We start from the raw sequence: 21,867 nt of genomic DNA on the forward strand, positions 1-21,867 counted from the left end.
ATGCTGAAGTTGGATTTGAACCTGCTGTGGACCGTGGTGGATGTCCTGATCCTGTATGTGCTGCTGCGCAAGTTTTTGTTCAAGCCCATCCAGAACGTGCTGGATCAGCGCCAGAAGATGATCGAGGCAGACATTGCAGCGGCACAGACCTCCAAGACCGAGGCTGCCGCAGCGCTTACGACCGCACAGGACAAGCTGCGTAATGTGGATAACGAAGCCGCAGCCCGCCGCGAAGCCTACGAGAAGCAGGCCGAGGTGGAAAAGCAGCAGCTGCTGGCCGATGTGCAGAAGCAGGCCGATGAGATCGTGGCTGCCGGTAAGGCTGCTGTGGAGATCGAGCGCCAGAACAAGCTGCGGGAAGCAGATGCACAGGCTACGGCACTGGCACGCTCCATGTGCGAAAAGCTTTTGAAACATAATTTGACCGCCCAGGATGATGATCAGCTGCTGGACGATCTGCTGCAGAAAGCAGGTGCAGGCAATGGCAACTGAATTCAGTCGTGAATTTTTTGCGGATAACCGCATCGTCAAGGCCAGCCTGCGCTGCGCCCATAAGCTCCGCGAAAAAGATCTGGACCGCATCAAGTCGGAGATCAAAAAGCTGTATGACGCCACGGAAGTCATCCTGAACATTACCGTGGACGAGAGCCTGCTTTCCGGCTATGTCCTGCAGGTGGGCGACCGCGTGTTCGACAATTCCGGCCGTCATCAGCTGGACAAAATGATGGAGGGCAAGCCCTCGCTGGCTACCCTCAAGACCCGCATCGAGGACTACAAGCCCGCCGAGACCTCCGCAGAGGGCGGTGTGGTCATCTCCTCTGCCGATGGCATCGTGCACATTGACGGCATGAACCGCGCTGTGTACGGCGAGATCGTCACCTTTGAAAACGGTGCCAAGGGCATGGTGGAAAGCGTAGAGCCCGAGCAGCTGGGCGTTATGCTGTTCGATGGTGCCGAGACCGTTGGTGTGGGCACCATGGTCACCCGCAGCGGCAAGCGCGCCGGTATCCCGGTGGGCGATGCTTTTCTGGGCCGTGTCATCAGCCCGCTGGGCGAGCCCATCGACGGCAAAGGCCCCATTGAGGCCGAGGGGTATAACCCCATTGAGAAGCAGGCACCCAGTATTCTGGAGCGCCAGAGCGTGGACACCCCGCTGCACACCGGTATTCTGGCTATCGACTCCATGTTCCCCATCGGCCGCGGTCAGCGTGAGCTGATCATCGGCGACCGCCAGACCGGTAAGACCTCCATTGCTACCGATGCCATCCTGAACCAGAAGGACAAGGATGTGCTGTGCATCTATGTTGCTATCGGTCAGAAGGCTTCCTCCATCGCCCGCGTGGCCGAGGATCTGAAAAAGCACGGCGCTATGAGCTATACCACCATCGTGGCAGCTACTGCGTCGGATTCTGCCCCGCTGCAGTACATTGCCCCCTATGCGGGCACTGCACTGGCCGAGTACTTCATGGCCAAGGGCAAGAGCGTGCTCATCGTTTACGATGATCTGTCCAAGCATGCGGTGGCCTACCGTGCCATTTCGCTGCTGCTGCGCCGCTCTCCGGGCCGTGAGGCTTACCCCGGCGATGTGTTCTACCTGCACTCCCGTCTGCTGGAGCGCTCCTGCCGTATGCGGGATGATCTGGGCGGCGGCTCTATCACTGCACTGCCCATTGTAGAGACGCAGGCCGGCGATGTTTCGGCCTACATCCCCACCAACGTCATCTCCATCACCGATGGTCAGATCTTCTTGGAAAGCGCCCTGTTCAACGCCGGCAACCGCCCGGCTGTCAACGTGGGTCTGTCGGTTTCCCGTGTGGGCGGCGCTGCCCAGACCAAGGCCATGAAAAAGGCCAACGCAAACCTGCGTATCGAGCTGGCACAGTATAAGGAGATGGAATCCTTTGCACAGTTCAGCTCCGATCTGGACGCCGAGACCCGCCGCCAGCTGGAGCACGGCAAGGCACTGATGGAAATGCTCAAGCAGCCGCTGTGCCAGCCTAAGTCCGATGCCGAGCAGGTGGTCATTCTGGTGCTGGCTTCCCACGGCCTGCTGGACACCCTGCCTACCGCAGAGCAGCGGGAAAAGACCGCTGCCTTTGTGCGGCAGTTCCGTGCAGACGTCTCCGGCACCATGCAGAAGATCGATGCCGACGGCAAGCTGGAACCCGACCGGGTGGATGCCATCCTGAACGCTTGGAAAGCTTATGCGGGAGGCAATGACCATGTCGTCCAGTAAGCTGCTGAAGGAGCGCATCGAGAGCATTCAGGATACCATGAAGATCACCAATGCCATGTACCTGATCTCTTCGTCCAAGCTGCGCAAGGCACGGCAGAATTACCAGAATGTGTCCCCTTACTTCAACCGTATGCGGGATACCATCTCCCGTGTTGTGCCGCATCTGCCGGAGGAGCCGGAGCACCCCTTCTTCCATGAGCGGAATCTGGAAAACCCCCGGCGGGCGTATTTGGTGCTTACTGCCGATAAGGGCATGGCAGGTGCTTATAACCAGAACCTGCTCAAGTTTCTGCGGGAGCACGCAGACCCCAACGACCGCTTTTATGTCATCGGTCAGGTGGGCTACCGCGCTCTGCGTCACCGGGACCCCCGCCTTGTGGAGGAGTTCCGTTATAGCGCAACCGCACCCACTTTGCAGCGTGCCCGCGACATCACGGTAGACGCCATTGATGACTTCAAGTCCGGCAAGCTGGACGAGATCTACATCGTCTACACCAAGATCCAGAACGCCCTTACCAGTGAGCCTGTCATGGAGCGTCTGCTGCCGCTGGACCGGCGGTATTTGCAGCCTGCTCCCAAGGGTCTGGGCGACCCCAAGGGCGAGGTGGAACTGGTACCGGACGCATGGACGGTATTCGAGCAGATCGCACCCATCTATATGCACGGCATGATCTTTGGTGCCATGACCGAGAGCTTCTGCGCTGAGCAGAGCGCCCGCATGACCGCCATGGATTCTGCTACCAAGAGCGCCAATGACATGATCCGGGACTTGCAGCTGGAATACAACCGCACCCGTCAGGGTTCCATCACGCAGGAGATCACCGAGATCATCGGCGGCGCAGCTGCCGTGCAGGACCGGACATAATAAAGGAACTTTCTCTGGCATCGCGCAGCGATGACTGAGAGGGTTCGTTGGACAAACAAGATTTGACAAGAGGCAATCCAAATGATACAGGGAACTATTATTCGCGTAGCAGGCCCCGTGGTGGATGTGCAGTTCACCGCCGGCAGGCTGCCTGCCCTGCAGGAGGCGCTTACCGTGACCGCAGAGGGCACCGAGCGCACCATGGAGGTGACGCAGCACGTCAACGAGACCACGGTGCGCTGCATCATGCTTTCTGCCAGCGAGGGTCTGGGCAAGGGTATGCCGGTGGAAGCTACCGGCCACGGCCTGACCGCCCCTGTGGGCGAGGGCACACTGGGCCGGATGTTCGACCCGCTGGGCCGCCCCATTGACGGCAAGGGCGCTGTGGACGAGCTGCCGCACTGGCCCATCCATCGCAAGGCACCCGGCTTTGCAGAGCAGAAGCCTGCGACTGAAATTCTGGAAACCGGCATCAAGGTCATCGACCTGCTGGCTCCTTACGCCAAGGGCGGCAAGATCGGCCTGTTCGGCGGCGCCGGTGTCGGCAAGACCGTGCTGATCCAGGAGCTGATCCATAACGTGGCCACCGAGCACGGCGGCTACTCCATCTTTACCGGCGTGGGCGAGCGCTCCCGCGAGGGCTGCGACCTGTGGGGCGAGATGAACGCCTCCGGCGTGCTGGACAAGACCGCACTGGTCTTTGGTCAGATGAACGAGCCCCCGGGAGCCCGTATGCGCGTGGCCGAGACCGGCCTGACCATGGCAGAGTACTTCCGTGAGGAGACCCACAAGGACGTGCTGCTGTTCATTGATAACATCTTCCGTTTCGTGCAGGCCGGCAGTGAGGTCTCGGCCCTGATGGGCCGTATGCCCTCTGCCGTGGGCTACCAGCCCACGCTGGCCAACGAGCTGGGCGCTCTGCAGGAGCGCATCACCTCCACCAAGGACGGTTCCATCACCTCGGTGCAGGCCGTCTATGTGCCTGCCGACGACCTGACCGACCCCGCCCCCGCCACCACCTTTGCTCATCTGGACGCCACCACCGTGCTGTCCCGTAAGATCGTGGAGCAGGGCATCTACCCGGCTGTGGACCCGCTGGCCTCCACCTCCCGCATTCTGGAGGCGGACATCGTGGGCGAGGAACATTACCGCGTAGCCCGCAAGGTGCAGTCCATTCTGCAGCGCTATCAGGAATTGCAGGACATCATTGCCATTCTGGGCATGGACGAGCTGGACGAGAACGACAAGCTGACCGTCATGCGCGCCCGCAAGCTGCAGAAATTCCTGTCCCAGCCCTTTGCCGTGGCTGAGAACTTTACCGGCCTCAAGGGCAAGTATGTGCCCCTGAAGGATACCGTGCGCAGCTTTGCCGCCATCGTGGACGGCAAGGCCGATGATCTGCCGGAGTGGGCATTCTTCAACGTAGGTACGCTGGAGGAAGCACGCGAAAAGGCAGAAAAGAAGCTGGCTGAGGAAAAGGGCGGTGCCGTCTGATGAACAAGTTCATGCTGAGCATCACAGCATCCAGCGGCGAGTTCTATCAGGGCGACTGCGAGGATCTGACCCTGCCCATCAGCGATGGCATCTACGGCGTACAGGCCGGGCATAACCCGGTGCTGGTGGCGCTGCACATGGGCATCCTCCACTTTGTAGTGGACGGCAAGGCCCGGGATGTGCTGGTGGGCGATGGCATTGCTGAGGTGACCCCCGCCTATGTGATGGTGCTGGTGGACAGCGCCGAGAACCCGGAGGACATCGACAAGAATCGTGCCGAGGCCGCCCGCATCCGCGCCGAGGAACGCTTGCAGCATAAGCAGAGCATGCACGAGTATTACCAGAGCAAAATTGCGCTGGATCGTGCCATGCAGCGTTTGCAGACCGCTGCAAAGTATAAGCGTTAAGGAAGCGCACATATTCCCATATAACAAAAACCTCCCCGTGCAGGGCAACTGCATGGGGAGGTTTTTCTGTCTGTCAACGATGCGAAAATTGTGTCACAGGGTCATTTTTGGAAATCGTCATGCGCGCTGCCGTGCCTTATGCCCGCACATCCTCCCGGCGTAAAAGCAGCCATGCCAGAAGGAACATCGTTCCTAGCCAGAAGATGCAGCTGAAGGCAAACAGCCCGTAGCTGCCCACCAGAGCATCCGCACTTCTGTTGGAGTTCATACCGAGCTGCATCAGGGAATAGGGCCACAACAGCCCATGACCCTTGGAGCTGATAAAGATGCCGGTAATGCCGCCCAGCAGCCCCAGAAAAATGGGTACGGCAAAGCTGCGGATGACCATGGCCAGCACCAGCTGTGCGGCAATGACAGCCAACGCACCCAGCAGGCCCCGCAGTAAAAACAGAGGTAAGGTGACCGGCGGCAGCCCGGGCAGATGGGCAAATACCTTGCCGCAGAACACGAACAGTGCAAACACAAAACCGTGGGTCAGCAGCGCCAGCTTTGTCACCACCGCAAACTTTGCGGCAAACAGGTCCAGCGGCGGTACGGGGCTTGCCATGATCAGGTTCCAGTTGTGCCCCAGATGTTCCAGCCGCCACAAGTAGGCAGCATAGGTGGCTACCATGGCAGGGAAGAAGAGCATGGAATAAAACAGGGTGTGCTGGGTCCACAGGCTATACCAGCCGTCGGTAAGGATCTCAAGATTTTGCAGATAATTGAAGGTGCCATAGGTGGCCGAAAGAATGGGCAGCACAAAGAACATTGCCCAGATGGGGGATGCGTGGAGTTTGCGGTTCTCCGCAAGAATACAGCGTTTCAGCATGGTTTTATACCTCCTCGTCCTGTACCTTGCGCCACGCAAGGGCAAACAGCACAGCGCCCAGCGCAAGGGTGAAGGCCAGCAGCCCCCAGTTGAAGGGGCGGGTGCCGTAGGTGACGGTGTGGGTGGCCTGGTCCCAGTTCGCCACTTCGTAGGCGCTCAGAGGGATGTAGTACCCAAAGGGCACAAAGTAACTGACAAGCGGCGGCATAAAAGCAGAGAACAGCCCCACCAGCGCCCCTACAATGCCCACGCAGAGCGCCGGCAGGGGGTTGCCTACCCACAGCATCAGCAGAAATTCTCCAAAGAAGAGCATTGCGTCCACAGCCAGCGTGCAGACGAACAGATAGCATAGCTGCCCAGTGGGAAAGGCTTCGGTATAACCATGGACACGCCCCAGCACCGGAACACAGGCCAGCTCCAGCACCGTGACCAACAGCACCTCCAGCACTCCAAAGACCGCCTTGCCTGCAAACAGGCTTCGGCGGCTCTGCAGGGTGTAGAGCAGCTTGGCGGTGTTGCCTTTGATCTCCATATCCCACAACCGGGAGGCCAGCACTGCCATCATCACCGGCATCAGAATAGCCTCAATGACGGGCAGGCTGTAAAGCAGGGCGCTGTAACCGTTGGCAAGCTCCTCCGGGTCTGCCGGGGCAAGGCCGCCCACCCACAGAACGACAATGCCGGGGATGAGCAGGCAGAGAGCAAGGTCGTGCCGACGGTGGGCTTTTTGCAGTTCTGTACGGAAAGCTGCCATCTTACGCCACCTCCCCGCTGGTCTGGGTCAGGCTGAGGAAGATGTCCTCAAGGCTCTTTGTCTGGGCCGTCAGGCCAACCACACCCACGCCGCTTTCGGCAAGGGTACAGACCAGCGCCGCCAGCGCTTCGTCCGGCAGCGGGGGCAGCTGCAGGGTGTCCGGCTGGTCTGCCGGTGCAGCGGCTTTTACTCCCTGCTGCTGCAGGACGGCTGCGGCTTTGGGTGCGTCCAGCACCCGCAGCAGAATGCCGCCCCGGCTGTGCTTTTGCAGCTGCTGCAAGGAGCCCTCAAACAGCAGCTTGCCGTGGTTCAGGATGCCCACCTGATCCACCATCTGCTCGATCTCGCCCAGCAGGTGGCTGGAGATCAGCACGGTGGCTCCGGTGGTCTGGGGCATGGAAGCAATCAGACTGCGCATCTCCTGAATGCCTGCCGGGTCCAGACCATTCGTAGGTTCGTCCAAGATCAGCAGCTTGGGGCTGCCCAGCAGCGCCATGGCAATGCCCAGCCGCTGTTTCATGCCAAGGGAATACTGCCCAACCTTTCGGTCAGCGTCCTTGGTCAGGTGCACGATCTCCAGCACCCGGCTGATGTCCTTCCGGTCCACATCCTTCAGGTCAGCCACGATGGAAAGGTTTTCCCGGGCAGTCAGGTGCAGGTAACCGGAGGGGGATTCGATCAGGCTGCCGGTCTGCCGCAGCAGGGCAATGCGGTTTGCTTCGTTCAGGGTGTGCCCCAGCAGTTCCACACTGCCACCGGTGGGGTGCACAAGCCCCAACAGCATCTTCATGGTGGTGGATTTGCCCGCACCGTTGGGGCCTAAAAAGCCGTAAACACAGCCCTCCGGGACAGTCAGATTCAAATGATCCACCACCGGACGGCCATGGTAGCTTTTGCAAAGGGTATGGGTCTCGATCACAGGTTTCATAAATGGTCTCCTTTCGCATTCATGTGTTTCGGAACGATGCCAGAATACACCCGCTGCCTTAAACTGACCGGAAGCGCAGCTTAATTTACCCTTAAATTTGCAGGCGTTTTCCGCCGCAGCGCAAAAAGTGTGGTATAGTAAAGGCGGGAAAGGAGAACTGCCCTTATGGATACCATTTATGATGCAAAGCTTCTCATTGTGGATGACAACGCCGAACTGCTGGCACTGCTGTGTGAGCAGCTGCGGGGCGCAGGATATGGCCATATCAGAACTGCCCAAAGCTGCGCCGCTGCCCGCGGCTGCTTTGCGGCAGAGCAGCCGGAGCTGATGATCCTGGATATCAACCTGCCGGATGGGGACGGATTTTCGTTGTTCCGGGCGCTGCGGGCAAAAGCGGATGTTCCGGCGCTGTTCCTCTCCGCACGGGACGCGGATGCCGACCGCCTGTTCGGGTTGGGGCTTGGCGCAGACGACTACCTGACCAAGCCTTTTCTGATGCAGGAACTGCTGCTGCGGGTGCAGCATATTTTGCAGCGGGCGTACCGGGCAGAGCTGTCCCGTACAAAACCGGCACCTTTGCAGCTGGGGGAGCGGTGCGTAGACCTGAATGATGCCATTGTTACCCTGCCGGAGGGCAAAACACTGGCGCTGACCGCTACCGAGCTGGCGCTGCTGCGGAAATTGGCAGAGAATCGGGGACACATCGTTACCTACGATGCCCTTTGTGCGGCGGTCTGGGGCGCAGATTATTATGGCTACGAGAACAGTCTGGGTGTACATATCCGGCATCTGCGGGAGAAGCTGGAAGCCGAACCCGGTGCGCCGCAGTTTCTGCGGACGGTGCGGGGCATTGGCTATAAGCTGACAAAGGGGGGAAGAAGCATGAAAACCTTTGTGCGTCTGATCCGGCGGTATGTGCTGGCGGCGGTGGGCATCGTTCTGCTGCTGCTGTTTTCCGGTGTTGCAGTGCTGGGCTGGCTGGGCTGGCAGGAGAGCTGCCGCCTGCCGCAGCGGGAGTATTCATCCAGCGAGATCGCAGATTCCATGGTGGAGACCGCCGAAGGGCTTGCCTTTGGGGCAGAACGCACCCCGCAGGAGTGGATGAATGGCTACGAGTGGGCGATGGTACTGGACGATGTGGGAAACATCCGCTGGAGCTACGACCTGCCGCAGGAGCTGAACCGTGCCTACACGCCCGGCGATATCGCCAGATTTGCCCGCTGGTATCTGGCGGATTACCCGGTGTTCTGCTGGACAGAACCCTACGGACTGTTCGTCATCGGGCTGCCAAAGGGGAGCCTGTGGAAGTACAGCATTTACAGCTCACCGGACTTTGCCCTGAGCATGGTGCGGGTGCTCCCGGCAGCAGCGCTGGGAATGCTGCTGCTGGGGCTGGTGCTCTGCTTCTGGCTGAGTTGGCGGGGGGCAAAGCGGCTGGAGACCGTGGCAAACGGTCTGGATGCTCTGGCGCAGGGGCAGACCGTCCGACTGTCTACCGACGGTTTTGCCGGGGAACTGGCAGAAAAGCTGAACCAGACCGGGGCGCAGCTGCAAGCCAAAAATGAGATGCTTTCCCGGCGGGACAACGCCCGCACCCAGTGGATCGCAGGGGTCAGCCATGACGTGCGCACCCCGCTGGCGCTCATCTTAGGCTGGGCGGAGCAGCTGGAACAGGATGCACTTTTGCCGGACAGTTCCCGGCAGAAAGCGACCGGCATCCGCACCCAGTGCGAAAAGCTGCGCACTCTCATTGATGACCTGAACCTGACCAGTAAGCTGGAATACGGTGCCCAACCCCTGCGCCGGAAAGACCTCCGGGCAGGGCCGCTGTTCCGGCAGATGGTGGCGCAGTTTTGCGAAAGCCCGCTGGCAGAGCACTGCGAGATCACACTGGAACAGGAAGAACCGGCAGAGCAGACAGTGCTTTCGGTAGATGAGGCGCTGCTGGCACGGCTGCTGGAAAACCTGATGAACAACAGCGTCCGGCATAACCCAAAGCCGGTGAATATTACCGTGCACACCCGGCGGGTAGGGGAGCGCTTCTGCCTGACCGTAGCGGATGACGGCATCGGCTATCCGGCTGCCGTTCTTGCGGCGCTGAACGCTGCGGAGCCTGCCGAAAATGCGCCTCATATCCTTGGCCTGTATGTAGTGCAGCAGATCGCCGCCGCCCATGGCGGCAGGGCAGTGTTCGGGCAGAACACCCCCTGCGGGGCAAAAACAACGGTCTGGCTGCCCGGCCGGGCGTGAACGGGGCAAAAAAGAAAATAGCGCAAAAAAACAGACCGCTGCTTGCAGTTGTTGCAAACAGCGGTCTTATTGTTATGCTTCTTTGTTTTTGTCCAGTGCATCAAACTGCTGTAAGATCTGCGGGTCTTTCAGTTTGATGACCTTGCCGGAGAGGTAGTGCAGGGTGTTTTCCTCCGGCACATCCAGAAAGCTGATGCGCACAGCGCACAGCGCCTGTGTCTTGGTGCCGGTGCGCTCGTTCATTTTGCGGTTGCCGTATTTGATATCGCCCAGCACCGGCTTGCCCAGATAGGCCAGATGGGCGCGGATCTGGTGGGTGCGCCCGGTGACAAGGCCAATTTTGCACAGGGCAAAGGGGCCTGCGGTGCGCAGCACGTCCACATCCGTGATGATCTGCTTGCGGCGTTCGTCCTGGGATTGATGGGCGTGGATGCTGACCTTGTTGTTCTTCTCGTCGTGCTCCCACCATGCGGTGAACCGCCCGGACTGCGGGATGCCCACCGTGATGGTGTAGTATTCCTTTTTCAGCAGGTCGGTGCGGATGATCTCGTTCATGTCCCGCAGGGCGGTGTAGTTCTTGGCAGCGATCACCAGACCCTCGGTGCCGCGGTCCAGCCGGTTGCAGATGCCGGGCTTGAAGCGGTTCTCACCGTGGGGGTCGTATTCACCCTTCTGGGTCAGGTACTGGGTAAACGCGTCCACCAGATTGGCATCGCCGGTGCGGTCGCTGTGGCACAGCAGATGGGTGGGTTTGTACAGCACTGCAAGGTTCTCGTCCTCGTAGATGACGGTCACCTTGGGCTGATTGGGCTGCTTTTTGGGGGCAGTTTTCTGCACCGGCTTTGCACCCTCGGGCGGGAAAAACTCGTCGTTGATGTACAGCTCGATTAGATCCCCCGCCTGCAAACGGTACTCCGGCGCGGCCTTTTTGCCGTTCACCTTCACCCGCTTGTTGCGGAAACTCTTGTACAGCAGACTGGTTGGAAAATCGCGGGTCACGCTCTGCACAAAGCGCGAAAGACGCACGCCGTCATCGTTGGCGGTGGCAGTAAATTGTTTCATAAAGCTATCCTCATCGTTTTTGTCAGAATCATGCTTTTATAGTAATACAGGCGGGGCGGGAAGTCAACGCGCATTCCGGTGCAAAATCCGGGTTATTTTTGCAGAACGCTTGTGTTTGCGTCGCAAAATGGGTACTATAAGGAGAGAACATAGAAAAAAGGAGTACCGCCATGGCAGAGAATAAACGGCACAAGGGACATCGCCAGCGGATGCGGGAGCGGGTGCAGAGCTACGGGCTGGACAGTCTGGCCGAGCACGAGGCACTGGAATATGTGCTTTACCTGACCAACGCCCAAAAGGACACCAACGGCATCGCCCACGACCTGATCGACCGGTTCGGGGATTTTGCGGCGGTGCTGGAGGCCAGTGAGGAAGAGCTGTGCACGGTAGAGGGGGTAGGCCCCTCTACCGCCCGGATGCTGCATCTGCTGCCCCAAATCAGCCGGTACTATGGCCGCAGCCGCACCAGCACCACCCGCTGCATCAAGACCACCGAGCAGATGGGCAGCTACCTGATGGCAAAGTTTGCGTGGTCGGACTACGAGCGCGCCATGCTGGTCAGTCTGGACAGCCGCAAGCGGGTGCGCGCCGCCGTCTGGCTGCGGGAGGGCACCTCCGACCGGGTCAGTCTGGATATCAAGAACGTGGTGGCTGCCGCCATCAAGGGCGGCACGGATGCCGTGGTGCTCTGCCACAACCACCCCAACGGGGTGGCGCTGCCCTCGTTGGAGGACATGGACGCTACCGGCAGCATTGCCCGGGCGCTGGGGCTGGTGAATGTGCATCTGCTGGATCACTTTATCCTGACCGACACCGAGTATTTTTCCATGCGGGACGCCAACCGCCTGCCCATCTACGACTTCAAGACCGGTACGCTGTTCTGGCCATAAAACAAAAAACTGTTTACATTATAAAATGTGCGTGCTATAATACAACTTGAAACAACAACAGATTGTGGTTATATGTACGGAAGGGAGAAAACGATGGCAGAGGAAAAATTTGAGCTGGTGTCGAACTATGCCCCCACCGGCGACCAGCCTCAGGCGATCGCGCAGCTGGTGGAGGGGGTGCAGCGGGGCGACCGCTGTCAGACCCTGCTGGGCGTGACCGGCAGCGGCAAGACCTTTACCATGGCAAATGTCATTGCCCAGTGCAACCGTCCCACGCTGGTGCTGGCGCACAACAAAACGCTGGCGGCGCAGCTGTGTACCGAGTTCCGCTCGTTTTTCCCCAACAATGCGGTGGAGTACTTCGTCAGCTACTACGACTACTACCAGCCGGAGGCCTACATTCCCAGCACTGATACCTATATTGAAAAGGACAGCGCCATCAACGACGAGATCGACCGCCTGCGCCACTCGGCTACGGCGGCGCTTTCCGAGCGGCGGGACGTCATTATTGTGGCATCGGTGTCCTGCATCTACTCGCTGGGCGACCCTATCGACTACCGCAGCATGGTCATCAGTCTGCGCCCCGGGATGCAGATGGAGCGGGACGAGCTGTGCAAAAAGCTGGTCACCCTGCAATACGAGCGCAACGACGTGAATTTTGTACGCAATAAGTTCCGGGTGCACGGCGACACGGTGGATATCTATCTGGCCTATATGAGCGAGCTTGCCATCCGGGTGGAGTTTTTCGGGGACGAGATCGACCGCATTACCGAGTTCAACCCCCTGACCGGCTCCAAGCAGAACGTGGTCAAGCACGTTGCCATCTTCCCGGCCAGCCACTATATCGTCAGCGCTGAAAAAAAGGCTGCTGCGCTGGAAAAGATCCGCGCCGAGTGCGACGCACAGGTCAAGCAGTTTACCGCCGAGGGCAAGCTGATCGAAGCACAGCGCATTGCCCAGCGCACCAACTACGATATCGAGATGCTGAACGAGGTGGGCATCTGCAAGGGCATCGAGAACTATTCGGCGGTGCTGTCCGGCCGCGCGCCGGGCAGTATGCCCACCACCTTGCTGGATTATTTCCCGGAGGATTTTCTGCTTTTCGTGGACGAGAGCCACGTCACTCTGCCGCAGGTGCGCGCCATGTACGGCGGCGACTACGCCCGCAAAAAAACGCTGGTGGAGTATGGCTTCCGTCTGCCGTCTGCCTTTGATAACCGCCCCCTGAAATTTGAGGAAGTGGAGTCCAAACTCAACCAGATGATCTTTGTTTCCGCCACCCCCGGCGAGTACGAGCGCCGGAACAGCTCACAGGTGGCGCAGCAGGTCATCCGTCCCACAGGTCTATTGGACCCGGTCATCTCGGTGCGCCCGGTGGAAGGGCAGGTGGTGGATCTTCTGGGCGAGATCAACGCCCGCATTCAGCGGCAGGAGCGGGTGCTGGTGACCACCCTGACCAAAAAAATGGCCGAGGATCTCACCGATTACCTCACCGAGCAGGGAATTAAGGTCAAGTATATGCACCATGAGGTGGATACCTTCGAGCGCATGGAGATCATCAAGGATCTGCGTCTGGGCAGCATCGACGTGGTGGTGGGCATCAACCTGCTGCGCGAAGGTCTGGACCTGCCGGAGGTGAGCCTTGTGGCCATTCTGGATGCCGACAAGGAGGGCTTTCTGCGCAGCGAGACCAGCCTGATCCAGACCATCGGCCGCGCCGCCCGCAACGCGGAGGGCATGGTCATCATGTACGCCGATGTGGTGACCGACAGCATGGAGCGTGCCATCACCGAGACCGAGCGCCGCCGCGCCATCCAGATGGCCTATAACGAGGAACACGGCATCGTGCCCAAAACCATCGTCAAAGCTATTGCGGACAGCATCGAGATCAGCGATAAGGCCGAAAACGCCAAGCGCAACACCCGCCGCATGGGCAAGATGGAGCGGGAAGCTGCCATTGAGCGCCTGACCCGCGAGATGAAGGAGGCCGCGAAACTGCTGGAATTTGAGCACGCAGCCTTCCTGCGGGATCAGATCGACCGTCTGCGCCGGGGCGAGAACCCCACCGTGGACTCCGCCGCCGAGACCGAACGCAAGCAGAACCATGCACAGACACAACGAAAAGGGAGAAAATACCTTGGCAAACGATAAGATCATCATCAAGGGTGCCCGCGAGCACAACCTGAAAAATATCAATCTGACCCTCCCGCGGGAAAAGCTGATCGTCATGACCGGCCTTTCCGGTTCGGGCAAGTCCAGTCTGGCCTTCGACACCATCTACGCGGACGGCCAGCGCCGCTATGTGGAAAGCCTTTCCAGCTATGCCCGGATGTTTCTGGGACGGATGGATAAGCCGGATGTGGACGAGATCACCGGCCTTTCACCGGCCATCTCTATCGACCAAAAGACCACCAGCCACAACCCCCGCTCCACCGTGGGCACCGTGACCGAGATCTACGATTATCTGCGCCTGCTGTACGCCCGCATCGGCGTGCCGCACTGCCCGGTGTGCGGACGGGTCATCAGCCAGCAGACCGTGGACGAAATGGTGGATGCCGTCCTTAAGCTGGAGGAGGGCACCAAGTTCCAGATTTTAGCCCCCGTGGTGCGCCAGCGCAAGGGCACCCAGCAGAAGGAACTGGACGCCGCCCGCCGCGCCGGTTATGCCCGCGTGAAAATTGACGGCAACCTGTATGATCTGGACGAGGAGATCAGTCTGGAAAAGAACATCAAGCACACGGTGGAGATCGTGGTAGACCGCCTTGCCCTGCGCAAGGGCATCCGCAGCCGTCTGGCCGATTCGCTGGAAACTGCGCTGGCGCTCACTGGCGGCGTAGCCGAGGTGGACGTCATCGGCGGCGAGTGCATGACCTTCAGCCAGAACTTTGCCTGCCCGGAGCACGGCATCTCCATCAGCGACCTGTCGCCCCGGCTCTTCTCCTTCAATAATCCGCTGGGCGCCTGCGAAAAATGCACCGGCCTTGGCACCTTTATGCGGGTGGACGAGGACCGCATTCTGCCCAACCGCAGCCTTTCCATCCGGGAGGGAGCCATCAAGGCCAGCGGCTGGTACTACGCCGAAGGCTCTGTGAGCGAGATGTACTACCTTGGCCTTGGCAAAAAATACGGCTTTACGCTGGATACGCCCATCAAGGAGATGAGTACCGAGGCGGTGAACGCCCTGCTCTACGGCACCAACGGCGAAAAGATCGAGATGCACCGCACCAACGAGTTCGGCAGCGGGGTGTACTACAACACCTTTGAGGGCATCGTGGAAAATCTGGAGCGCCGCTTCCGCGAGACGAGCAGCGAGTGGATGAAGGAAGAGATCGGCAGCTTTATGTCCGGTGTGGAGTGTCCGGACTGCCACGGGCAGCGCCTGAAACCGGTGGTGCTTGCCGTGACCATCGGGGACAAGAACATCAGCCAGTTCTGTGAGATGTCCATCCGGGACGAGCTGGAATTTATCCGGCAAAACGAGCCAAACCTCACCGAAAAGCAGCAGCAGATCGGCGGCCAGATCATGAAGGAGATCAAGAACCGCCTGCAATTTTTGCAGAGCGTGGGTCTGGATTACCTCACGCTGGCCCGGGCGGCGGGCACACTATCCGGCGGCGAGAGCCAGCGCATCCGCCTGACCACCCAGATCGGCAGTGCCCTGTCCGGCGTGCTCTATGTGCTGGACGAGCCTTCCATCGGCCTGCATCAGCGGGACAACGATAAGCTCATCGCCACCCTGAAAAACCTGCGGGATCTGGGCAACACGGTCATCGTGGTCGAGCACGACGAGGACACCATGCGCAGCGCGGATTATATCGTGGACGTAGGCCCCGGTGCCGGTGTGCACGGCGGCGAGATCGTAGCCGCAGGCAGCGTAAAGGATATCTGCAAGGCCAAGCGCAGCATTACCGGCGACTACCTTTCCGGCCGCAAGCGCATTGCGGTGCCCCAGACCCGCCGCACCGGCAACGGCCACTGCCTGATCGTAAAGGGCGCACGGGAAAATAACCTGCGTAACATCGACGTCAGCTTCCCGCTGGGGGAGTTCATCTGTGTCACCGGTATTTCCGGCTCGGGCAAGTCCAGCCTCATCAATGAGATCCTGTACAAAACGCTGGCCAGCGAGCTGAACGGTGCCCGCTCCCGCGCCGGCAAGTGCGATGGGGTAGAGGGGCTGGAATTTGTGGATAAGGTCATCGGCATCGACCAGCAGCCCATCGGCCGCACCCCGCGCTCCAACCCCGCCACCTATACCGGCGTGTTCAACGATATCCGCACCGTGTTCTCCCAGACGCAGGACGCCAAAATGCGCGGCTACGGCCCGGGACGGTTCAGCTTCAACGTCAAGGGCGGTCGCTGCGAAGCCTGCGAAGGTAACGGTATTTTGCAGATCGAAATGCACTTTCTGCCGGACGTCTATGTGCCCTGCGAGGTGTGCAAGGGCGCACGTTACAACCGCGAAACACTGGAAGTAAAGTATAAGGAAAAGACCATTGCGGACGTGCTGAACATGACCGTGGAGGAAGCGGTGGTGTTCTTTGCCAACCAGCCCAAGATCGCCCGCAAGCTGCAGACCCTGCTGGACGTTGGCCTTGGCTATGTTACTTTGGGGCAGAGCGCCACCACCCTGTCCGGCGGCGAGGCACAGCGTGTGAAGCTGGCCAACGAACTGGCGCGCCGCGGCACCGGCAAGACGGTGTATATTCTGGATGAGCCCACAACCGGTCTGCACATTGCAGACGTGCACCGCCTGATCGAGGTGCTGCAAAAGCTGGTGGACGTGGGCAACACGGTCATCGTCATCGAGCACAATCTGGATCTCATCAAGTGCGCCGACCATATCATCGACCTTGGCCCGGAGGGCGGCAGCGCTGGTGGCGAGATCGTGGCCGAGGGCACCCCGGAGCAGGTGGCTGACGTGCCCGGCAGCTTTACCGGCCAGTACCTGCGCCCACTGCTGGAACGCGACCGCGCGCAGCGTGCCGCAGAAGCGGAAAAACACTGAAAAAACCAGCAAAAACAAAAAAGCGCGTATCCGTGTAAAAATCAGACTTTTCTCAGAAAAAACCAAAAATAATTAAAAAATCTGTTGACAAAACGGCCTTGCCTGAGTATAATATCTCTTGTCGCCACGCTTCGGTAGGGAAGCGGCGGTCGATATCCGGGTGTAGCGCAGTTTTGGTAGCGCGCTTGAATGGGGTTCAAGAGGCCGTGAGTTCGATTCTCGCCACTCGGACCAAACAAAAATAATCCGAACTTATTTCCGATAGGAGATGGGTTCGGATTATTTGTTTTCTTCGGAAAATTAGCGTTTGCGAAGCAATGAAAGCCCCAGTGGGGCTTTTAAGCGGCAGAACGGTCTGCGTTAGCAGATGGAGAGGCCTCGCCCCGACAAGTTCTACAAATGTTTCCAAATTGTTAAGACGCAAAAAATAAGTAGCGGGGCTCTGCTCATGTGATGGGGTCACCGTTCACACCGAACGAAGTTCCTGCCCCTGTTTGTGCAGCGGCGTTGTCCGGCTCGCCCACAGAAAGTGTGAGGTCGTGGCACAGTATCACGTTCAGACGGCTTATGAAGGGTTCAAGGTACAGTATGAAGAAAGCTGGGCACAGTGCGGACACTACGTCCTGCTTCTTTCAAACACAAGAATAACATTTTGAGGTTGTGCACTCAACAACTAAAAACAAATTTTGGAAGATTGAACAACTACATAAGATTTTATTTGCGAAAAAGAAAAATACCGCCCACGCAGCGCAGCGATGATTTTGTCGGGTGAATCGGCGGTAAAATGAATCGGGTGTGTTGCGGGGCGGTAAGTTTTTCGTGGGCTTCTCCTCACTGAAGTGGTGGGTCTCACGGTGATAGCCAACCACTTTCTGTGGCTGTGTTCAAAATGAACACGACCACATCTTGTGGATGGCTTCAAGCCAATCCACAAAAGCAGCGGGATTTGTGACAGAGAATATCGCGCATTGAACGGTGCATCAAGATAATTTGAAAAAAATTATTGCGGCAAAGCGGTGATAGTAGGACTTATAGGAGGCTGCTTGAGCTGTTTTTTCTATTTACAGCTGCAATGATGGCCATTGGGGGATTGTGATTGGTCAGGGCTGAAAAGAGCTTTCATAATTTGCTGCAGCGCATCATGTCCTCGACGCTCCCAGCGTCCTCAAAGGACGATTTGATGGGTGTGTAGGGATAAGCTGTAAAAAGAAACATGGACGCCCCCGAGAAGGAGAGCGTCCATGCTTCTTGCTGTATCCGAATGGAGGAGATTGCGAAATCAGTGATTGTCCGGGCAGACGATTTCCAGCATCTGATCGAAAACCTCTTCCATCTGCCGCACCAGTGTGAACTGGGTGCGGGCGCGGTCGAGGTTGTGATCCGGGCGAGCAATATGGAAATAATGGTCGCCCTCCAGATAGTCAGTCAGAAAACGGATGCCGCATTCCAGCGTCATGAGCCTTGCACCCCATGCAAGGCTCTTTTTTTCTGCCATGTTCATGGATGCCCCGGCAGTGGAGAGATACCCTTTGGCGAACACTTCGTACAGATGCAGGTCAAAATGGACTTTGCTCTGGTCAGGTTCGTCCTCAGCGCAGTCGTTGGCACCGGTGCGGATGGAATCGCCGAAGTCGTAGGCCGAAAGTCCCGGCATCACGGTGTCGAGGTCAATGACACAGATGCCTTTTCCGGTAGCGGCATCGATGAGGACATTGTTGATCTTGGTGTCATTGTGGGTGACGCGCAGAGGAATTTCGCCAGCTGCCAGCTGATCCAGCAGGACATGGCAGTCCTGCTCCCTCGCATGGATAAATTCGATTTCTGACGTGATATTTTTTGCCCGGCCCAGTGCATCGGCGGCGAGGGCTTTTTCAAAATTGGCATAGCGGTTGGGCGTGTCGTGGAAGCGGGCGATGGTTTCGTGGAGGGTGGAGGCTGGGTAATCCTCCAGCTGGTTCTGGAATTTGCCCAGTGTCTCGGCCACGGTGCGGAAGTCGGCTTCGCTGCCGACCTGCTGCAAACAGATGGTATCTTCTACAAAGTCGTAGGCACGCCATGCGCCGCCGTCTGCATCCAGATAGCAAGTCGACCCCGACAAAGTTGGGATGACATTCAGCGTTTCCCGTGCTGGGTCGCCGCCCTCGGCAAGAATTTTCGCCCGCAGATGCCGGGTCACGCTGCAGACATTCTCCATCAGGCCCACCGGGTCAGTAAAGGTATCTGTGTTGATGCGCTGCAAAATAAAGCGTTTGGAATGATCTTCCCGCCAGATCACAAAGGTGTTGTTGATATGCCCCTCACCATAGTGGTGAGCATCGCAGAGCACAGGCCCGCCAAAATCAAAGGCATTTGCAGCAGACTGGAGCAGAGAAAGGGTAACGGATTTCATCATAAATTCCTCGTTTTCGTTATACTTCATGCCGTTTTGACGGAGCAGGGCGTTGTCCCTGCCGCACCTGACGGCGGTATTCATTGGGGGTCAAGCCTTCCGCCTTGCGGAAGCATTGGGAAAAATAGCTGGGAGAGGAAAAGCCCATCAACTCGCTGATCTGCGCCAGACTGTAACCGGTGTTGCCCAGCATATATTTGCTTTCCTCAATGCGGCGGCGGTTCAGATAGGTGATCGGAGAGATGCCATACTCTTTTTGGAAGGTATGGGCCAGATAGTATTTGTTGATGTGGGCGATTTCAGCAAGGATATCCAGCGAGATATCTTCGCGGTAGTTGCTGTCCAGATAACGCTTGATCTCCACACACTCCCGGCTGTCGGAGCGGGGCGTTTCCTCTACCTGCAAAGAAAGCGTGGTACACCGCACCAGCCAGATGAGCAGCACTTCCAGCAGATCCTGACAGACCGTTTCGCAGCCGTCCAGACTGCGGTCTGCTTCGGCCAGCAGCATATGGAGCAGCGTCACCATCCGCTCCCGATTTTCTCGGCAGTTGAATATGGCGTAGGAAGAATCTGATTTTCCAAATAAGATCTCAATGCCAGCAACGCCCAATACAATGTATTCCAGCGGTGAAGCATTCAGGCTCAACTCGGTATGCTCTACCTGCGGATTGACGATAATCATATCATCCGGTTTGACCGGATAAAGCTGACCGCTTAAATAAAACTGACCTTCTCCGCTCAGACAGTAGAACAGCTCTGTGCAGGAATGGGTGTGGGCAGAGCTGTTCCAATCGCCGCCAAATTTGCTTTTGCTGATGTACAGCAACCGGAAGGATTCCCGTGGAGCGGGAGCATGGCGGATATCAAATCGCTCGGTACTCATAAATGGCTCCTTTTGAGGCGAAGAACAAAAAACATAAAAATAAAAGCAAGATACTAAAAATACTAGCCTAAAAACGATGCGTTGTTTCGTACGTTTTTTCTTATTATAGAGGCAATGAAGAAAAAATGCAAGCCCTGATTTTTGGATAGGATCAATACTTTTGCCTTTGATGGCGTGCAAGAATATGTCAAATTGGTTACAGATGGGGAAATGTTACAAAAAAATCTGACCAATTTTAGTGCTTTTGCTAAAAGAATTTTCCAAAAAGCAATATTTCTAAAAAATGAAACAACAAAGACCTTGTTACGAACCGTAAAAACCTCTATATTGGAACCAGAAAAAACCACAGCCCTCTCGGACGAAGCCTGTTTGCCCCGGCTGTGTTTTGAACGGAATTTTATGATGGAGGATACACTATGAAACGCATTTCTCGTCGCAATTTTCTGAAAGCGGCTGGCGTGGGTGCCGCTGCACTGAGCCTGGCTGCCTGTGGTGGCGCTGCCAGCTCCACCGCGTCCAGCACGGCATCTTCTGCCGCTGCTTCTTCCGCAGTGGCTGCGGACGTCACCATCAAGGTTGCTGCCATTGAGACCGGCTACGGCTCTGAGATGTGGAAGAAGGTCGCCGAGGCCTTTACCGCCCAGACCGGCATCAAGGTAGACCTGACCACCGACAAGAAGCTGGAGGACGTCATCGGCCCCTCCATGCAGGGCGGCGACTACCCCGACGTGGTCCATCTGGCCACCGGCCGTGAAGCTGCCCTGACCGAGCAGTTCATCAAGGGCAACCTGATCGCCGACATCACCGATGTGCTGAGCATGACCGTGCCCGGCGAGAGCAAGAAGGTGAGCGAGAAGATCGCCGGCGGCTTTACCGACACCTCCCTGACCAACCCCTACGGCGACGGCAAGACCTATCTGGCTCCCATGTTCTACAGCCCCTGCGGCCTTTTCTACAACGCCGGTTTCCTGAAGGAAAAAGGCTGGGACGTGCCCAAGACCTGGGACGAGATGTGGGCACTGGGCGACAAGGCTGCCGCTGAGGGCACCTACCTGTTCACCTACCCCACCACCGGCTACTTCGACGCCTTCTTCTATGCGCTGATGTACGCCGCAGGCGGCCCCGACTTCTTCAACAAGGCTACCCACTACGAAGAAGGCATCTGGGACACCCCCGAGGCAAAGACCTGCTTTGATATCGTGGCAAAGCTGGCTTCCTACACCAACCCCATCACCCCCGCACAGGCCAACGATCAGGACTTTACCCAGAACCAGCAGCTGGTGCTGGACAACAAGGCTCTGTTCATGCCCAACGGCACCTGGATCGTGGGCGAGATGGCCGAGGCTCCCCGTGCAGACGGCTTTGAGTGGGGCATGACCGCCCTGCCCGCTGTCAAGGCCGGCGGCGACGGTTACAGCTACACCTGGTTCGAGCAGGCATGGATCCCCGCCGGTGCCGAGCATCAGGATGCCGCCAAGCAGTTCGTGGCTTACCTGTACAGCGACGAAGCCTGCAAGCTGTTCGCCGAGAGCGGCGCTATCCAGCCTGTGCTGGGCATCGCCGACAGTCTGGAAGGCGACAACAAGATGTTCTACTCCATCTACGACAACGGCGCAAAGGCCGCCATGGGCAACTTTGCAGCCTTCAGCGCCATCCCCGGCTTGGAAGTGCGCACCGTGTTCTTCGACCCTGTCAACTCTCTGGTGTCCGGCAGCATGACCGAGCAGCAGTGGATCGACGGCATCAAGTCCGCCAGCGACCAGATGCGCGCCAACATCATCGAGTAATTAAGCCCTGCCCAGCGGGGGCGGTTTTTACCGCCTCCGCTTT

The 21,867-nt window shown here is 58.2% G+C and carries 17 protein-coding genes, 1 tRNA gene and 1 pseudogene; 13 read left to right on the top strand and 6 right to left on the bottom strand.

Features of this window, described 5'->3' with window-relative positions:
- The 5 genes from MTP39_RS06065 to atpC all read left to right on the top strand — a co-directional run bounded on the left by MTP39_RS06065 (position 1) and on the right by atpC (position 5,002).
- Positions 1 to 492 carry an ATP synthase F0 subunit B gene (locus MTP39_RS06065; RefSeq protein ID WP_249241860.1) on the top strand — a complete coding sequence of 164 codons (492 nt, stop codon included), beginning with the start codon at positions 1 to 3 and terminating at the stop codon, positions 490 to 492.
- Positions 482 to 2,236 carry a F0F1 ATP synthase subunit alpha gene (gene atpA, locus MTP39_RS06070; protein WP_005922243.1) on the top strand — a complete coding sequence of 585 codons (1,755 nt, stop codon included), beginning with the start codon at positions 482 to 484 and terminating at the stop codon, positions 2,234 to 2,236. The genes MTP39_RS06065 and atpA overlap by 11 nt, the downstream gene beginning before the upstream one ends.
- Positions 2,223 to 3,101, top strand: a complete 879-nt coding sequence (gene atpG / locus MTP39_RS06075; protein ID WP_242915623.1) for an ATP synthase F1 subunit gamma — start codon at positions 2,223 to 2,225, stop codon at positions 3,099 to 3,101. Before atpA ends, atpG begins: the two co-directional genes overlap by 14 nt.
- An 81-nt stretch (positions 3,102 to 3,182) precedes the next feature.
- Positions 3,183 to 4,595: a F0F1 ATP synthase subunit beta gene (gene atpD / locus MTP39_RS06080; protein WP_005922238.1), complete on the top strand. Its 1,413-nt coding sequence runs from the start codon at positions 3,183 to 3,185 to the stop codon at positions 4,593 to 4,595.
- Positions 4,595 to 5,002 carry an ATP synthase F1 subunit epsilon gene (atpC, locus tag MTP39_RS06085; protein WP_005922235.1) on the top strand — a complete coding sequence of 136 codons (408 nt, stop codon included), beginning with the start codon at positions 4,595 to 4,597 and terminating at the stop codon, positions 5,000 to 5,002. Before atpD ends, atpC begins: the two co-directional genes overlap by 1 nt.
- A 136-nt stretch (positions 5,003 to 5,138) precedes the next feature.
- On the opposite strand, the gene MTP39_RS06090 is transcribed toward atpC, so the two are convergent.
- The 3 genes from MTP39_RS06090 to MTP39_RS06100 are packed head-to-tail and all read right to left on the bottom strand — an operon-like array spanning position 5,139 to position 7,555.
- Positions 5,139 to 5,873: an ABC transporter permease gene (locus tag MTP39_RS06090; protein ID WP_249241861.1), complete on the bottom strand. Its 735-nt coding sequence runs from the start codon at positions 5,871 to 5,873 to the stop codon at positions 5,139 to 5,141.
- Positions 5,874 to 5,877: 4 nt separating this feature from the next.
- Positions 5,878 to 6,627: an ABC transporter permease gene (locus MTP39_RS06095; RefSeq protein ID WP_249241862.1), complete on the bottom strand. Its 750-nt coding sequence runs from the start codon at positions 6,625 to 6,627 to the stop codon at positions 5,878 to 5,880.
- A gap of 1 nt (position 6,628) precedes the next feature.
- Entirely contained in the window at positions 6,629 to 7,555 is a 927-nt protein-coding gene (locus MTP39_RS06100; RefSeq protein ID WP_249241863.1) for an ABC transporter ATP-binding protein, read from the bottom strand.
- 165 nt (positions 7,556 to 7,720) lie between these two features.
- Between MTP39_RS06100 and MTP39_RS06105 the strand changes: the two are divergent.
- A pseudogene (locus MTP39_RS06105) lies at positions 7,721 to 8,428 on the top strand (response regulator transcription factor); the annotation flags it as partial.
- A 249-nt stretch (positions 8,429 to 8,677) separates the two neighbouring features.
- On the top strand, positions 8,678 to 9,805 hold the full coding sequence (locus MTP39_RS14090) for a sensor histidine kinase (protein WP_442899423.1): 1,128 nt from the start codon (positions 8,678 to 8,680) through the stop codon (positions 9,803 to 9,805).
- Between the two features lie 72 nt (positions 9,806 to 9,877).
- On the opposite strand, the gene MTP39_RS06115 is transcribed toward MTP39_RS14090, so the two are convergent.
- Positions 9,878 to 10,867: an RluA family pseudouridine synthase gene (locus MTP39_RS06115; RefSeq protein WP_249241864.1), complete on the bottom strand. Its 990-nt coding sequence runs from the start codon at positions 10,865 to 10,867 to the stop codon at positions 9,878 to 9,880.
- A gap of 170 nt (positions 10,868 to 11,037) precedes the next feature.
- Here MTP39_RS06115 and MTP39_RS06120 point away from each other — a divergent pair, with 170 nt between their 5' ends.
- The 4 genes from MTP39_RS06120 (at position 11,038) to MTP39_RS06135 (ending at position 16,996) form a co-directional block, all read left to right on the top strand.
- Positions 11,038 to 11,757: a JAB domain-containing protein gene (locus MTP39_RS06120; RefSeq protein WP_055186335.1), complete on the top strand. Its 720-nt coding sequence runs from the start codon at positions 11,038 to 11,040 to the stop codon at positions 11,755 to 11,757.
- Positions 11,758 to 11,850: 93 nt separating this feature from the next.
- Positions 11,851 to 13,908: an excinuclease ABC subunit UvrB gene (uvrB, locus tag MTP39_RS06125; protein WP_005922217.1), complete on the top strand. Its 2,058-nt coding sequence runs from the start codon at positions 11,851 to 11,853 to the stop codon at positions 13,906 to 13,908.
- Complete coding sequence (uvrA, locus tag MTP39_RS06130) at positions 13,895 to 16,762, top strand: excinuclease ABC subunit UvrA (RefSeq protein ID WP_249241865.1); 2,868 nt, start codon at positions 13,895 to 13,897, stop codon at positions 16,760 to 16,762. Before uvrB ends, uvrA begins: the two co-directional genes overlap by 14 nt.
- A gap of 156 nt (positions 16,763 to 16,918) precedes the next feature.
- Positions 16,919 to 16,996: transfer RNA gene (locus MTP39_RS06135), tRNA-Pro, on the top strand.
- Between the two features lie 1,045 nt (positions 16,997 to 18,041).
- Here MTP39_RS06135 and MTP39_RS06140 read toward each other — a convergent pair.
- Both MTP39_RS06140 and MTP39_RS06145 read right to left on the bottom strand, forming a co-directional pair.
- Entirely contained in the window at positions 18,042 to 19,151 is a 1,110-nt protein-coding gene (locus MTP39_RS06140) for a phosphotransferase enzyme family protein (protein ID WP_249242041.1), read from the bottom strand.
- 19 nt (positions 19,152 to 19,170) lie between these two features.
- Positions 19,171 to 20,037, bottom strand: a complete 867-nt coding sequence (locus MTP39_RS06145) for a helix-turn-helix domain-containing protein (protein ID WP_249241866.1) — start codon at positions 20,035 to 20,037, stop codon at positions 19,171 to 19,173.
- Between the two features lie 141 nt (positions 20,038 to 20,178).
- Between MTP39_RS06145 and MTP39_RS06150 the strand changes: the two genes are divergently transcribed.
- Positions 20,179 to 20,457, top strand: a complete 279-nt coding sequence (locus tag MTP39_RS06150) for a hypothetical protein (RefSeq protein ID WP_249241867.1) — start codon at positions 20,179 to 20,181, stop codon at positions 20,455 to 20,457.
- A complete protein-coding gene (locus tag MTP39_RS06155) occupies positions 20,454 to 21,824 on the top strand; it encodes a carbohydrate ABC transporter substrate-binding protein (protein ID WP_249241868.1) in 1,371 nt (456 codons plus the stop codon). Before MTP39_RS06150 ends, MTP39_RS06155 begins: the two co-directional genes overlap by 4 nt.
- Positions 21,825 to 21,867: the final 43 nt, after the last annotated feature.

The organism is Faecalibacterium sp. I3-3-33 (assembly GCF_023347295.1).
Taxonomy (GTDB): Bacteria; Bacillota; Clostridia; order Oscillospirales; family Ruminococcaceae; genus Faecalibacterium.

Coding starts and splice junctions, on each gene's coding strand:
- MTP39_RS06065 (WP_249241860.1), top strand. CDS start 1: ATGCTGAAGTTGGATTTGAACCTGCTGTGGACCGTGGTGGATGTCCTG.
- atpA (WP_005922243.1), top strand. CDS start 482: ATGGCAACTGAATTCAGTCGTGAATTTTTTGCGGATAACCGCATCGTC.
- atpG (WP_242915623.1), top strand. CDS start 2,223: ATGTCGTCCAGTAAGCTGCTGAAGGAGCGCATCGAGAGCATTCAGGAT.
- atpD (WP_005922238.1), top strand. CDS start 3,183: ATGATACAGGGAACTATTATTCGCGTAGCAGGCCCCGTGGTGGATGTG.
- atpC (WP_005922235.1), top strand. CDS start 4,595: ATGAACAAGTTCATGCTGAGCATCACAGCATCCAGCGGCGAGTTCTAT.
- MTP39_RS06090 (WP_249241861.1), bottom strand. CDS start 5,873: ATGCTGAAACGCTGTATTCTTGCGGAGAACCGCAAACTCCACGCATCC.
- MTP39_RS06095 (WP_249241862.1), bottom strand. CDS start 6,627: ATGGCAGCTTTCCGTACAGAACTGCAAAAAGCCCACCGTCGGCACGAC.
- MTP39_RS06100 (WP_249241863.1), bottom strand. CDS start 7,555: ATGAAACCTGTGATCGAGACCCATACCCTTTGCAAAAGCTACCATGGC.
- MTP39_RS14090 (WP_442899423.1), top strand. CDS start 8,678: ATGGTACTGGACGATGTGGGAAACATCCGCTGGAGCTACGACCTGCCG.
- MTP39_RS06115 (WP_249241864.1), bottom strand. CDS start 10,867: ATGAAACAATTTACTGCCACCGCCAACGATGACGGCGTGCGTCTTTCG.
- MTP39_RS06120 (WP_055186335.1), top strand. CDS start 11,038: ATGGCAGAGAATAAACGGCACAAGGGACATCGCCAGCGGATGCGGGAG.
- uvrB (WP_005922217.1), top strand. CDS start 11,851: ATGGCAGAGGAAAAATTTGAGCTGGTGTCGAACTATGCCCCCACCGGC.
- MTP39_RS06140 (WP_249242041.1), bottom strand. CDS start 19,151: ATGAAATCCGTTACCCTTTCTCTGCTCCAGTCTGCTGCAAATGCCTTT.
- MTP39_RS06145 (WP_249241866.1), bottom strand. CDS start 20,037: ATGAGTACCGAGCGATTTGATATCCGCCATGCTCCCGCTCCACGGGAA.
- MTP39_RS06155 (WP_249241868.1), top strand. CDS start 20,454: ATGAAACGCATTTCTCGTCGCAATTTTCTGAAAGCGGCTGGCGTGGGT.